The sequence below is a fragment of the Mesocryomonas lacus genome, from assembly GCF_055730105.2.
Genome location: NZ_JBUZWF020000004.1, coordinates 72,979 through 86,295 on the forward strand (window position 1 = coordinate 72,979; position 13,317 = coordinate 86,295).

The 13,317-nt window shown below is 64.7% G+C and carries 13 protein-coding genes; 3 read left to right on the forward strand and 10 right to left on the reverse strand.

Annotation, left to right across the window (positions count from 1 at the left end; genetic code table 11):
- Positions 1-97 precede the first annotated feature (97 nt).
- Positions 98-1,198: a sensor histidine kinase gene (locus ACZLZQ_RS14575; protein WP_472949999.1), complete on the forward strand. Its 1,101-nt coding sequence runs from the start codon at positions 98-100 to the stop codon at positions 1,196-1,198.
- A 33-nt stretch (positions 1,199-1,231) separates the two neighbouring features.
- Here the strand turns inward: ACZLZQ_RS14575 and gpt are convergent, their stop codons facing one another.
- Both gpt and ACZLZQ_RS14585 read right to left on the reverse strand, forming a co-directional pair.
- The gene (gpt, locus tag ACZLZQ_RS14580) at positions 1,232-1,729 is read right to left on the reverse strand and encodes a xanthine phosphoribosyltransferase (RefSeq protein WP_472931784.1); all 498 of its coding nucleotides are present in this window, start codon (positions 1,727-1,729) and stop codon (positions 1,232-1,234) included.
- 83 nt (positions 1,730-1,812) lie between these two features.
- Positions 1,813-2,559: a competence/damage-inducible protein A gene (locus ACZLZQ_RS14585; RefSeq protein ID WP_472950000.1), complete on the reverse strand. Its 747-nt coding sequence runs from the start codon at positions 2,557-2,559 to the stop codon at positions 1,813-1,815.
- A gap of 327 nt (positions 2,560-2,886) precedes the next feature.
- Here ACZLZQ_RS14585 and wrbA point away from each other — a divergent pair, with 327 nt between their 5' ends.
- A complete protein-coding gene (wrbA, locus tag ACZLZQ_RS14590; RefSeq protein ID WP_472950001.1) occupies positions 2,887-3,486 on the forward strand; it encodes an NAD(P)H:quinone oxidoreductase in 600 nt (199 codons plus the stop codon).
- Between the two features lie 551 nt (positions 3,487-4,037).
- Here wrbA and ACZLZQ_RS14595 read toward each other — a convergent pair.
- Genes ACZLZQ_RS14595 through ACZLZQ_RS14605 form a run of 3 tightly spaced genes read right to left on the reverse strand, consistent with a single transcriptional unit; the run spans position 4,038 to position 7,057 of the window.
- Positions 4,038-5,861, reverse strand: a complete 1,824-nt coding sequence (locus ACZLZQ_RS14595; RefSeq protein ID WP_472950002.1) for a TadE/TadG family type IV pilus assembly protein — start codon at positions 5,859-5,861, stop codon at positions 4,038-4,040.
- 50 nt (positions 5,862-5,911) lie between these two features.
- On the reverse strand, positions 5,912-6,466 hold the full coding sequence (locus ACZLZQ_RS14600; RefSeq protein ID WP_472950003.1) for a TadE/TadG family type IV pilus assembly protein: 555 nt from the start codon (positions 6,464-6,466) through the stop codon (positions 5,912-5,914).
- Positions 6,467-7,057 carry a TadE/TadG family type IV pilus assembly protein gene (locus tag ACZLZQ_RS14605; protein ID WP_472931790.1) on the reverse strand — a complete coding sequence of 197 codons (591 nt, stop codon included), beginning with the start codon at positions 7,055-7,057 and terminating at the stop codon, positions 6,467-6,469. It lies immediately after the preceding gene.
- A 308-nt stretch (positions 7,058-7,365) separates the two neighbouring features.
- Between ACZLZQ_RS14605 and ACZLZQ_RS14610 the strand changes: the two genes are divergently transcribed.
- Entirely contained in the window at positions 7,366-8,226 is an 861-nt protein-coding gene (locus ACZLZQ_RS14610) for an outer membrane protein (protein ID WP_472931791.1), read from the forward strand.
- A gap of 120 nt (positions 8,227-8,346) precedes the next feature.
- On the opposite strand, the gene ACZLZQ_RS14615 is transcribed toward ACZLZQ_RS14610, so the two are convergent.
- The 5 genes from ACZLZQ_RS14615 to ACZLZQ_RS14635 are packed head-to-tail and all read right to left on the reverse strand — an operon-like array spanning position 8,347 to position 13,277.
- Positions 8,347-9,375 (reverse strand): endonuclease/exonuclease/phosphatase family protein, encoded by a 1,029-nt coding sequence (locus ACZLZQ_RS14615; RefSeq protein WP_472950004.1) that lies wholly within the window; start codon positions 9,373-9,375, stop codon positions 8,347-8,349.
- Positions 9,376-9,386: 11 nt separating this feature from the next.
- Positions 9,387-10,313, reverse strand: a complete 927-nt coding sequence (locus ACZLZQ_RS14620; RefSeq protein WP_472950005.1) for a sugar phosphate isomerase/epimerase family protein — start codon at positions 10,311-10,313, stop codon at positions 9,387-9,389.
- Between the two features lies 1 nt (position 10,314).
- Positions 10,315-11,430, reverse strand: a complete 1,116-nt coding sequence (gene ugpC, locus ACZLZQ_RS14625; protein WP_472950006.1) for a sn-glycerol-3-phosphate ABC transporter ATP-binding protein UgpC — start codon at positions 11,428-11,430, stop codon at positions 10,315-10,317.
- Positions 11,431-11,470: 40 nt separating this feature from the next.
- Positions 11,471-12,385 (reverse strand): ABC transporter permease subunit, encoded by a 915-nt coding sequence (locus ACZLZQ_RS14630; RefSeq protein ID WP_472950007.1) that lies wholly within the window; start codon positions 12,383-12,385, stop codon positions 11,471-11,473.
- Between the two features lie 7 nt (positions 12,386-12,392).
- A complete protein-coding gene (locus ACZLZQ_RS14635; protein ID WP_472950008.1) occupies positions 12,393-13,277 on the reverse strand; it encodes an ABC transporter permease subunit in 885 nt (294 codons plus the stop codon).
- Positions 13,278-13,317 lie beyond the last annotated feature (40 nt).

Here is a 13,317-nt window from a genome sequence, read left to right on the forward strand (position 1 = left end):
GGAATTCGCGCCTTTGCCGCGCAGACAGACCGTCTTTCCCCGGGAAGCGATGGCCAAACCTGTTGTTGATGCGGTGCGCCGACCCGAGGAAACGCTCATGACCGATACTGCCGACGCCCCTTACGGTGCCGTCGACCTTCTCGACACACCGCCCGAAGTTGCCTTTGATCGAATCACCCGGCTGATCGGTAAGCTTCTTGGCGTCCCGGTGGCGCTTGTCAGCATCCTCGATGCCGACCGTCAGTTCTTCAAGAGTGCGGTTGGGCTCCCCGATCCTTGGCGGGAAAAGCGGGAGACACCGCTGACGCATTCTTTCTGCCAGCACGTCGTGGCCACCAATGCGCCGCTCGTCGTCGATGCGGCGCGAGATCATCCGCTGGTGCGCAACAACCTGGCGATCCCCGATCTCGGGGTGGAGGCCTATCTCGGCGTGCCGATCCATGCGCCGGACGGCTCGGTGATCGGCTCGCTCTGCGCTATCGATCGCCATCCGCGCGGCTGGACGGCCGAGGAAACGGCGACGATGACCGATCTCGTCGACATCCTGGAGACCGAACTGGCGCTGCGCGCGGAGATCCGACGTCGCCAGGTTGCCGAGGCGGCAAAGCTCCTGCTGATGCGGGAGATGGAGCACCGGGTGAAGAACAGCTTCGCCAAGGTGCAGGCGATCGTCAGCCTGTCCATGCGCCATGGCCGCGACCTGAAGGCGGTGCGCCATGCCGTGACGCAGCGGATCGCGTCGCTGGCGAAGACGCAGTCGCTGTTCGTCGAGGCAACCGGCCGCACCACGTCGCTCGCCGCCGTGCTGCGCAACGAGATGAAGCCCTACGAGGAGGCCGGCAGGCTGAAACTGCTGGGCGAGCCCGTGGAACTGGTGGAGGATCAGGCGATCATCATCGCCATGGTGGTGCACGAGCTCAGCACCAATGCCGCCAAATACGGGGCAATCGCCAAAGGCGGCCGGATCGCCATCCACTGGGCCGAACGGCTGGAGGACGGGGAAAGACGGCTGCGGCTGGAATGGACCGAGACTGGCGCGGGGATCGATGACGAGCCCGCCGCGGACGGTTTCGGCGCGACGCTGCTCGACGCGCTGATCGTGCGACAGCACAAGGGCCGGATCGAGCGGGAGTGGCTCCCGACCGGGCTGCATCTCGTGGCAGATTTTGAGCTGAGCCCGGCTCCCGAAGGCCCCTGAAGCAGAAAGCGGAGAGTGCCGCTCAAGCGCGTTTCAGCCGGCGGTGCCCTTGGCGATCGGTGCCTGGAACGTTAGGCCGAGATCCCAAGGGAAGAAGATCCAGGTGTCTTGCGACACTTCGGTGATGAAGGTGTCGACCAGTGGACGGCCCTTCGGCTTGGCGTAGACGGTGGCGAAGTGCGCCTTGGGCAGCATGGCGCGCACCAGCGCCGCGGTGCGGCCGGTATCGGTGAGGTCGTCGACGATGAGGATGCCTTCGCCCTCGTCCTCGAGCAGCACCGGGCTGATCTCCTTCAGTACCTTCAGTTCACCTTGCTCGGAATACTCGTGATAGGACGCGATGCATACCGTCTCGATCATCCGCGTGCCGAGTTCGCGGGCGATGATCGCTGCCGGCACGAGGCCGCCGCGGGTGATGCAGACGATCGCCTTCCACTCCGGCCGGATCCCGGCGAGGCGCCAGGCGAGTGCCCGCGCATCGCGGTGGAACTGGTCCCAGGAAACCGGGAAGGATTTTTCAGGGTTCGGCATCGGGGTCTCCAGGCGGGGAGGGCATGTCGCGCTCCGATAGACCGCAGAAGGGTTTCGGGCAAGTCACATGGCGGGCGTGGTCGTCAGGCGGCGGCGATCTCAGCCAGCATCGCCTCGACGGCCCGCCGGGCGGCGGCAAGCTTCTCCATGTCGCGCGAGCGCAGCACCAGCTGCGTGGTGAACCGCTCGCCCTCCAGCCGCGGATAGGAGCCGATCGAGACGCCGGGATGCGCTTTCTGCACGGCGGCCAGCGGATCGCCGATGTCGCCCTCGCCATACGGACACTCGATCGCCTCGCTGGCGATCTGCTGGCCCGCTGGCAGTTCCTTCAGCGCATTGGCCAGCATCGCCTGGAACACCGAGGGCACGCCCGCGAAGACGAAGACGTTGTCGATGCGAAAGCCCGGGGCCGTCGAGACCGGGTTGTCGATGAGCGTCGCGCCGTCCGGCGTCCGCGTCACGCGCCGGCGCGCCTCGGTGAACGGCAGTTCGCGCCGCTGGTACATCGCGGCCAACCGCTCGACGGCCTCGGGGTGTTCGATCAGCGGCAGCGAGAAGGCGGCCGCCACCGCTTCGGCGGTCACGTCGTCATGCGTCGGACCGATGCCGCCGGAGGTGAAGACGAAGTCGTACTGCCGGCGCAGCGTGTTCAGCGTGTCGGCGATGAAGGCCGGCTCGTCGCCGACGATCCGCACTTCCTTGAGGTCGATGCCGGCCATGGTCATGACATCGGCGAGATGCGCGATGTTCTTGTCCTTGGTCCGGCCGGAGAGGATCTCATCGCCGATCGCGAGCATGGCGGCCGTCGTAGGGGGCAGGGGCTGCGTCATGGTCTCGTTCCAAACGTCGGGCGATCGGGTCCGGCGGTGGGTCCGCCGATTCGCCCGTGGTCTCTATTTTGTCGGGAGTAGAGCGAGGCGGCAGACGAAAAAGCAAGCGCGGGAATGCGAAGGCGGATGCGGCGATGCACGCGGGTCACGCCGGACTTGGCGCAGGCCTTCCCTCGGTGCTCAGAAGTTTGATGTGGCCGGCTACGCACGGCGGCCCTTGCTTCGAAGTGGACGGTCCGTCGCCGGCCTCCGCCTTTCCATCGCGATGCTCCGCCTATCTAATGCCGCAACGGCTCCACGGGAGCTCAACGAAGGGAAACTGATCCGATGGCAAAAGTTCTGGTGCTCTATTATTCCAGCTACGGTCACATCGAGGCCATGGCGAAGGCCGTCGCCGAGGGCGCGGAAAGCGCCGGCGCCACCGTCCACATCCGGCGGGTGCCGGAGACCGCACCGGCCGAGGTCGTCGTGGCCGCGCACTTCAAGACCGATCACGACTATCCGGAAGTTCAGCCGGAGGAACTCGAGAACTACGACGCCATCATCGTGGGCACGCCGACCCGCTACGGCAACATGGCCTCGCAGATGGCGAGCTTCTGGGATCGCACCGGCGGTCTCTGGTTCGGCGGCAAGCTGATCGGCAAGGTCGGCGGGGCATTTTCGTCGAGCGCCACCCAGCACGGCGGCAACGAGGCGACGCTGTTCTCGGTGCACAAGACGCTGCTGCACCATGGCCTCGTCATCGTTGGCTTGCCCTATTCGTTCCAAGGCCAGATGAGCAATGCCGAGATCACCGGCGGCTCGCCTTACGGCGCGACGACGATCGCCAATGGTGACGGCTCCCGCATGCCAAGCAGCACCGAACTGGACGGCGCCCGCTTCCAGGGCAAGCACACGGCGGAAGTGGCGACCAAGCTCTTCGGCTGAGCACTGCCGGGCGGCCACAGCCCCGCCGGCTCTCCCTTCAACGCAAAAGGCCCGCCTTCTCGGCGGGCCTTTTCGCGTTTAATGGCTATCAGCCGCCGGAGCTTTCGCCGTTAAGCTGAAACGCTGAGCAGCCGTTCCTCATTGCCCACGAGCGCCAGACGAAGGCTCTCAAGAGCTGAGTTTTCAAGGCGAAGGCGAGCCAACAAAAAGGAAGGTAAATCGCCGCTGAGGGCATCGACGGGGGGTGCCTCGAGGCTGAGACAATACTGCACGGCGGTCTGTCGACGACGTTGCATCCACCCATCTCCTTCCGCTCAATGTTCCAAAGCTTACCAAGCTATTAATAGCGGAAACTCTGGCGCAAATCAATCGGCATTGTATTCAGAGCTGCGGCGGACCCGTTGATTCCAAACGGTTTCCGGCGCTGATACGTCAGGTTCGTTGATCTAATACGGTAAGCCTGGGGAAGCAGCCGCGCGACGGTGGCTGCCCGTTTCGAAGCAAGGTTTTCGTTAGATGGCGACCTGCCGGTCTTCGGCCGGAAAACCGCGTCAATGCGAGACGCGCAAGCTCGAGATCTCCTCGGTGATGGAAGAGAAAGCAGCCAGGAGATCCGCCGAGTTCTTCGCATCGTAATAGAGCTTGGCGCTCTTGCCATCGACGCCGTTGGACGAGCAGGCTTTCAGCCGCTGCTTGATCGGGCTGCTGTCGGCCAAGTCGAAGGCGATGGCGAAGATGACGATCCCGTCGCCGCCACCAGCCGTCCTGCCGGCAGCCTTGATGTTCTCGCAGACGCTGGTGGTCATCTCGTTCAGGGCGGCGACGTAGTTGTCGGCGTCCGCTACCTTTGGAGTCGTCTTCGTCGCATCGAAGATGCGGCCCGGGACGACCCTCTTCTTGTCAGTGCTGAGGATCTGTCCGAAACCGTAGGTGCCGTACATCGAGACGTTGGCGTTCTGCACATCCAGCGCCTGACCGGTCGAGTAGGTCGGGTTGTAGGTGTTCTCGCCGTCGGTCATCAGCACGAGGACCTTGAGATTGTCCGGGGTCGTCGACGGCACGCCCTCGGTAAACGGCTCACGCGAGGAAAGGACCCGCCAACCCCAGGCCAGGCCCTCGGGGATATTGGTGGCGCCCACCGGCTGCATGGCGGCGATGGCGGCTTTCGATGTCGCCATGTTGATGTTCAGCGGCGTGATCGCGGTCGTATCACAGACGAAATTGGCTCTTTGCTTCTGCGTATCGGTGGGGTTAGCCGTCAAGGGATCATTGAAGTACTTCGTGACGTTGTTTTGCAGTGTCAAGTTGACCAGTGCGGTGTTGTTGTCATTGTTTTTCTTATCTGACGAGTCATTGAGGTAGTTGTTTCGGACCAAGCTGACGCCGTCGCCTCTCGTCCAATAGTACTCGGACGGAGCGAACATGGGAACAAAGAGCGAGTCCGGGTTTGACAGGGACGGCTCCGTATCCGTAATGGCCAGGCCATTGGGGCGGGAGTCAATGCATCCCTCCCAAGTCAATGACATTTTATTATACAGGAAAAAGCGCGTCAGCGGTGTAAGGGTGACTAGCTCTTTGTACGCAGTCGCGCTGCCCGGCACTTTGAAAGACTGTTGAGTCTTAACGCCTGCAATCGTCTTTGAGTACGTCGACCAGTCAATATTGTCATTGTGCGAGCTGGAGAGGCCCTGGGTGTCCATCCACTTGGCGTTGGCGTAGGTGTTGCCGACATTGACCGCGCCGGAAAACGGCACGATCCCGAGCTTCACCGGGTTCGGCACGTTCGCATTGCTGGTCGGCGTCAGGACCTGCGTAACCAGTTGGGTCGCGGCCTGTTTCAGCGTGGTGATCTTCGCGGTGCCGCCGCTCGCGGGCGAGTTCTTCATCGAGCCTGAATTGTCGAGCACGAGCGCCATTTCGACCGAGCGGTTTTCGATCACGATCTGGCTGGACACGGCGAGCCGCCAGGTTTTTGGCACCTTGCCGCCGGACAGGACATACACTGCATTGCCGAAGAAGGTCGGCTCGTCCCGCGTCGCCGAGACGGTCAGGATGGTATTGCCGTTCGCAGCCTTCACCCCGTCGTAGCTGAACTTGGTGTTCTGGTCGGCCTGGTTGTTCGCATTGGCGAGAAAGAAGCCGTTCGCCCACCGCGTCAGTTCGGCGGTGTCCTGGGTCTTGCCGTACTGCTTGCCGGCGGCAAGCGCTGCGGCATCGAGCGACCGCTGGAGCTGGCGTTGGGAGGAGAAGATCCGTGTCGTGTCGACGGCGACAGCCGCGCTGAAGATGAACACCGGCAGCAGGAACGCCGTGACCATCGCCACCGCGCCCCCACGGTGCTGCCCAAATTTAGCGAGTTGGCTATGTTTCTGCATCGGGCAGTCCATCAGTGTTCAGCCGCCCGGTCGCGAAGGCACGCGACGCGTCAGCTGAAGGGGATTTCGGAACTCTTGCGGGGTCGGAAACTGGTCGTCTCGGCCATCGTCATGCTGGGGATCATGCCGCCGTAGCCGAGCAGCGCCTTGTAGGGATAGGCGGCCGTCGAGAAGACGAAGTAGGTATCGGTGAAACCGCGCAGGTCCGCCGGCAGCGTGTAGGTGGAGCCTGCCGCAAGTCCGTTGCCGGAACTGGCCTTCGACCAGTCGACGGTCGCCTTGCCGTTGACGTCGACCCGTACGGTGGTGACCGTCATCACCAGCCCGCTCGTAGCGAAGGGCGCCAGGATCGCCTTGGAGATCGCCATGATGTTGTTCAGCCGGGTCGTGTCCATGGCGGTCGACCGGGAGACGAGGTTGCCGACGGTATCGGCGACCGCCTCGACCTTGCGGTTGGCCGACAAAGCCTGCGATCCCTCAAAGGCGCCGAGGTAGAAGATCAGGAGCAGCGGCAGGATCATCGCGAACTCGACCGCGACGACGCCTTTCCTCTGGCGGCTGAAGTGCCTCAGGCGGGAGAGGAGGTGGAGGAAATGGCGTCGCATCTAGGTGCAGGTCGAATGCGTGGTGGCGCGAACGCCGAAAGGCTCGTTCATGAACGCGGCCATCGACATCAGGACGGCATTTCCGTTCGTGTCCTTCGTCAGATTGCTCAGCATCCCGGCGACATAGGGCCATTCGTAGAAGGCCCGCAGGACGGTGATGGTATCCTGGGCCCCCGGGTCGTAGCAGAACTGGCTGTCGTCGACCGAGCCGAGCTTCAGAGTCGCCGAGGTAGGGATGCTGTCGGCGGTGGCGAAGGTGCGGAGGTCGATCTTCACCTTGCTGCAATCGAGCAGCATCGACACCTCGGTGCAGATCATCTTGCGAAATGCGGTCTGGTCGAGATCGGCCGCCTGGACCTCGCCGGTCAGGACCTGCCTTGCGACGCTGTTGACTGCATTGTCGAGCACGACACCGGCACCGGTGACCACCGCCGTCTCGATGAACGCGAAGATCACGAAGAGGAAGGGCAGCCCTACCAGGGCCAGCTCGATCGCCGCCACGCCCCTGATATCGGCAAGCAGCCGGCGGCACAGGCCGGCGGTCTTGTGCGAATGTTTTGTCTCTTCGGTCGTCAATGCAGCCTTTGGCAAAAGATCGTCTCCTTGCCCGGTCATGTAGACACCTACACGTAAAAGAAGTCCGAAGGCCGGCCTGCTTGCCGTAACCTGATCAGGCCCAGCGCCTGGACAGCCTTCAACCCTGCATTGCCTTAGTTTGGGCGTAGAAACCCCGCCGCTGCGGCCTTTTGCGGGGACAGACAGGACGGTCGCGAACGCCCGGAGACACGCCGCGGAGCGCGTTCGCGATGGCGCGGCTTAACCGGCCATTAATCATGCCGCGGTAATTCTTCCGGAGGAGCAGGAACAGACCTGGAGCTGCTCAGTCTTGGAGATCTTCTGTGTCAAACCGAGTTTTGCCGGCGCTTGCCGTCATCGCCCTTCTTAATACCGCCGGCTATGCGGCTGCCGCCGATCTGATCGAACCGGCCTATGAAGAAGTTCCGCAAGCAGCGCCGTCGACGGCGGGCTGGTATCTCCGTGGCGATGTCGGCGTCGTCCTGAAGAACAAGACGACCGGCGATTACAGCTTCTACAACCAGTTCGAAGGCGTCGAAGGCGTCGATGACATCTTCGAGTACGATCGTCTGGAGACCAAGACCGCCGCGAGCTTCGGTGCTGGCGTCGGCTATCGCTTCACCGACATGTTCCGTGCCGACGTGACGCTCGACCACTTCAAGGCCGACGTCCGGGGCTCGACCAGCTGCATTTCCTACGTCACCGCCAGCAAGGGCCTTGGCTTCTACAACGATTGTGGCTTCGACGACCGTTCTGAGGTCAGCGTCTGGACGGCGATGGCCAATGCCTATGTCGACATCGGCCATTTCGGCATCGTGACCCCCTATATCGGTGCCGGTCTTGGCGCTGCGCGGGTCAAGTACGACGAGGTGAAGAGCACCGAGGTCTGCGGCTCCGATCCGGCCTGCACCGGTATCGATCCGACCTTCGACCATCCCGGCGAGAGCAGCTGGCGCTTTGCCGCCGCTTTGATGGCCGGCGCGACCATCGACCTGACCTCTCGCTTGAAGCTCGATGCCGGCTATCGCTACACCCGCATCGCCGACGGCGACTATTTTGGCTACGACGCGGCCGATCGTTCCTTTGGTGCCAAGGGCGTCCAGGCCCGCGACGACGGCTTCGACATCCACACCATCCGCGCCGGCCTGCGCTACGAGTTCGGCGGCGGCGTCGGCCTCAACTGATCCACGCTGTCTGGCGACGGATTCTTCGAAATCGGTTCGTGAAAAGGCCGGGAGATCACTCTCCCGGCCTTTGTCGTTTGCCGCCGGAAAGTCCGACAGGTCGATCAGACTGACGCTGGCTCAAGCCTCGCGGAAGAACTCCGCGACGACCAGATCATGGTCGGAGATCGCATTGCCGCGGTCGTCGATCGCCGGATGGGTCACCGGGTGCCGGGCGGACAATCCGCGGGTGAACAGCCAGTCCAGTCGCTTGTGCGGCGGCGTCGGGGCACCGTCCGGACGGGTTCGCGTGGTGTTCTCGCGCGTGTTCGCCCCCGCCCAGCTATAGCCGGCATCGGCGAAGTGGGCGAACAGCGGCTCGCGGCCGGCAGGAGCGGCCCACCAGGCGTCGGCGTCATCGCCGATCATCAGCTTGGTGTTGATGTCGCCGCCGATCACCACGGCACCGCCCGCCGAGAGCGCGTCGACGTGGTCGAGCAGGCGCCGAACCTGCAAGGCCCGGTCGGCCGGGGTCGTCTTGCTCTCGAGATGCACGGAGACCAGCCAGACCGGGCCGCCTTCCATCTCGACCCGGCCGCCGATCGCCATGCGCCAGCCCAGCCGCTGCTGACCCTTTTCCGCCTGCAGCCACCAGACCGCGCCGTCGTCGAGCCGGATCTGGAACGCGTCTTCCAGCGGCATGCGGGTGAGGATGGCATTGCCATGGAAGCCGATGCGGTTCTCGTCGTCGGCATGCGCGGCCCGCTCGCGGTCGTCACCGAGCCCGAGTTCGAGGAACTCGACGCCATAGGCAAACCCCATGCCGAGGGCCTCTGCGAGATCGGCCGCAGTGTGCCGGTTGCCCGAGCGCGCCATGCCAAGATCTGCCTCGGTGAGGAAGAGCACGTCGGCATCCGCCTGCTCGACCAGCCGCACCGAGGGCTCGGCAAACTTCAGCCTTTCGGCATTCCAGGCCGCGATGTGCAGCGTCGGCAAAGGCGGCATGGCGGCCGCCGGTGTCTGCTCGATCGCGGTGAAGGCCGGAACCGCAGCGGCCAGCCGGTGATGCTCCTCGAGCGTCAGTTCGGCGCCGAGCGCTTCCGATGTGTTCTCCTTCGAGGGCGCGGGCAGCTCGGCGAGGATGGTGCGGATCAACTGGTCCTGGCTCATGATCATACCCTCTAGGCGGCCGCCTGCGGGGTGGCCTTCGTGACGCGCGCGTTCACCGCGGCGGCAAGCTGGCGGGCGATCGCCAGGCTCTCGGCGCGCTCGGTGGCAAAGCGCTCGTCAATTTCCATGATCAGCGCCGTCCCCGGCAGCACGGTGATCTCGTCGAAGATCTCGGCGAAGGGCAGGTCGCCCCAGCCGAGCGGCAGATGCAGGTCGCCGATGCCGAGTGCCACCGCCTCGCTGCGGTGGAAGAATTCCGACATGATGTAGGGCGTGCCGAAATTGTCGTGCACGTGGAGGTGTCCGGTGATGCCGGCCATTTCCCGGACTTCGCCGCGCCAGTCGAGGCCGAGCCGGTTGCCCTCGATATAGGCGTGGCCGAAATCGATGAGGCCGACGACGTTCGGGTGCCCGAACGCGCGCACCGTCTGGGCGATCTCGGCGGGCGTCTGGCGGTACTCGCCGGGATCGACGGCGAAGATGTTCTCGAACGCGATGCGCACGCCGCGTCGCTGGGCAACCTCGGCCATCTCCGCCAGCGCCTCGCGCTCCATCCGGTCGAGCGCCTCGCGCTCCGGACGACCGCCGAGCTTGGCCTTGCCGCAATGGTGCACGAGGACGTCGGCGCCGACGCGCTCGCAGAGCTCCAGCATGGCCGAGACCACCTTCTTCTGCCGCGCGAGGATCGCCCCGTCCATGAAGTTGGAGACGATCTGGCCGTGCGCGGTGTAGCGCAGCGGAAACTCGGCGCAGATCTCGGCCAGTGCTTTGGCGCGGCCCTCGATCACCCGCCCGCCGGCGATGAGGTCGTGCCCGAACAGCGAGAGCTCGGCGACATCGGCGCCGAGATCGGCGATTCCCGCCAGCGAGTGTCGAAGACGCGACAGGTCGCCGTCGCCGGCGGTGACGCTGAATCCGACATGGGTGATCGCGGCCATATCAGGCCTCCTGCAGCTGGGGGGTGGAAACGGCGAGCGCGGGGCGGTCGATGCGCCGTCCGGTCTCGGCCGAGAAGAGATGGAGGTGGTCCGCTGGCAGCTCGAGGCCGACGGCATCGCCCGGCTGCAGGACGGTGCCTTCCGAGAAGGAAACGGCAAAGCCGGTGCCGTCCATGTCGGTGTGCACGACGCGCGAGGCGCCGAGCTCCTCGATGAAGTCGACCGTCGCGGGCAGGCTGCCATGCGCCCCGGCGCGGACGAGGCGCGCATGCTCCGGCCGGATGCCGACGGCGAGCTTTTGGCCGACGGGGGGAAGGCCTGGGCCGGCGTCGAGCACCAGCGCCCGCCGGTCGTCGATCACCAGCCGCTGGGCCGGCCCCATTGTCCCGTCGAGGATGTTCATCGGCGGGGCGCCGACGAAGCTCGCCACGAAGCGGCTGGGGGGCGCGTTGTAGATATCCGAGGGCGTGCCGACCTGCTCGATCTTGCCGCCGTTCATCACCACCAGGCGGTCGGCGAGCGTCATCGCCTCTACCTGGTCGTGCGTGACGAAGATTGACGTCGCGCCGAGCCGGCGGTGCAGGCGGCGGATCTCCGCGCGCATCGACACCCGCAGCTTGGCATCTAGGTTCGACAGCGGCTCGTCGAACAGGAACACCTTCGGCTCGCGGATCATCGCCCGGCCCATCGCCACCCGCTGCCGCTGGCCGCCGGAGAGCTGCATCGGCTTGCGGTCGAGATAGGCGTCGAGGCCGACTGTCTTGGCCACCGCCAGGATCCGCGCCTGGCGCTCGGCTTTGGCGACGCCGGATACCTTCAGCGCGTAGCCGATGTTCTCGGCCACCGTCATGTGCGGGTAGAGCGCATAATTCTGGAACACCATCGCGCAGCCGCGCTCGCGCGGCTCGAGGTCGTTGACCACCTTTCCGTCCATGGCGATCTCGCCGGAGGTGATCGCCTCGAGCCCCGCCACCATGCGCAGCAGCGTGGACTTGCCGCAGCCGGACGGGCCAAGGATGACGATAAACTCGCCGCTTCGGATGTCGAGGTCGACGCCGTGGACGACGGCGGTCTTGCCGTAATCCTTTTTGACGTTGCGGATGGCGATGTCGGCCATGGGGCCTCCTGTCTGGGTCGAAGGTCGGTCGGGCCCGCAGCTATTTGTCGGTCGCCACGAGGCCACGGACGAAGAAGCGCTGCATCGCGATCATCACGACGAGCGGCGGCAACATGACCAAGAGCGTGCCGGCCATGGCGATGTGCCATTCCGGCACGCCTTCCTTGGCGGGGATCAGCTCTTTCAGCTGGGTGACAGCGGTGCCGAAGCTCGGATCGGTGGTGACGAGCAGCGGCCAGAGATACTGGTTCCAGGCCCAGACGAACATGATCGTCGCCAGCGCCGCCATGTTGGCCTTCGACAGCGGCAGCAGGATCTGGAAGAAGAAACGGACCGGCCCGGCGCCGTCCATCTTGGCCGCTTCCGCGAGCTCGTCCGGCAGCGTCAGGAAGAACTGGCGGTAGAGGAAGGTGCCGGTCGCGGTGGCGACGAGCGGCAGGGCGAGGCCGGTATAGGAGTTGAGCAGGCCCCATTGCAGCTTGACGGTCACGCCGGTCAGCTGCGCGATCACCCAGGAGAGGCCGGTGACGTCGAGGATCGCCTGGAAGGGCTGCAGGGCGTTGGCGGCCACCGCATAGGTCGGCACGATCCGCACCTCGAGCGGCAGCATAAGCGTGACGAAGATCGCCCAGAAGATCAGCATCCGCCCGGGAAAGCGGAAGTAGACGATGGCGAAGGCCGCCATCGACGCCAGTGCCACCTTGCCGAAAGCGACCGATGAGGCGAACACGAAGCTGTTGAACAGTTTGCGCCCAAGGTCGGCTCGCACCCAGGCGGCGGCGACGTTGTCGAGGAAATGCGTGCCAGGCCACAGCGGCATCGGCACCTGGTTCACCTCGCGAATGTCGTGCGTCGCTGCGATCAGCACGATGACGAAGGGCGTCACCGCGATCACGAGGCCGAGAAACAGCAGCATCTGGCAGACGACGTCGAAGACGGGGGAGCGTTCGATCATGACGGTCTCACTTGTAGTGGATGCGGCGCTCGATGAAGCGGAACTGCACGACCGTCAGGACCATCACGAGGATCATCAGGATGATGCTCTGGGCAGCGGCGCCGGAGTAATCGAGGCCGTTGAAGCCGTCGAAATAGATCTTGTAGACCATCAGTTCGGTAGCGCGGGCAGGACCGCCGCCGGTCATGATGTCGACGATGCCGAAACTGTCCTGGAAGCTCTCGGTGATGTTGATCACCAGCAGGAAGAACAGCGTCGGCGTCAGAAGCGGCAGCTGGATATCGCGCATCCGGCGGAGCGGGCTCGCGCCGTCCATCGCGGCGGCCTCGGTCAGCGTCCGCGGAATGCCCTGCAGCGCGGCCATGAAGAAGATGAAGTTGTAGCCGACATATTTCCAGGCGAAGGCGATGATGATGGCAATCATCGCGTCCTTGCCGTCCAGCGCGGGGTTCCAGAGGCCCGGCCAGATGCTGTTGATCGACGACAGCAGCCCGGCCTGCGGGGCGAGGATGAAGCTGAAGGCGAGGCCGAGGGCGGGCGCTGCGATCGCGTAGGGCCAGATCAGAACCGACTTGTAGAGGCGGTGGCCGGTAAGCTCGCGGTCGGCGACCAGCGCCAGGACGAGGGCGATGCCCATGGCCAGCGAGGTCGTACCGAGGCTGAACACCATGCTGCGGCTGATCGAGCCCCAGTAGACGCTGTCGCCGAGAAGCTGGCGGAAGTTCTGGAAGCCGACGAAGGTATTGCCGCCGCCCCAGGGTTGTTCGAGCGTGAACGCCCAGAACAGCGCCTGTCCCGTCGGCCAGTAGAAGAAGACGAAGATCAGAAGCAGCATCGGCAAGGCGAACATCAGCCCGGTGCCGCCTGCCGAAAAGGTCACGCGTTTTTCCATGTCGGTCCCGCTGCTGCATGCAAGGCGCCCCGAAGCCGTA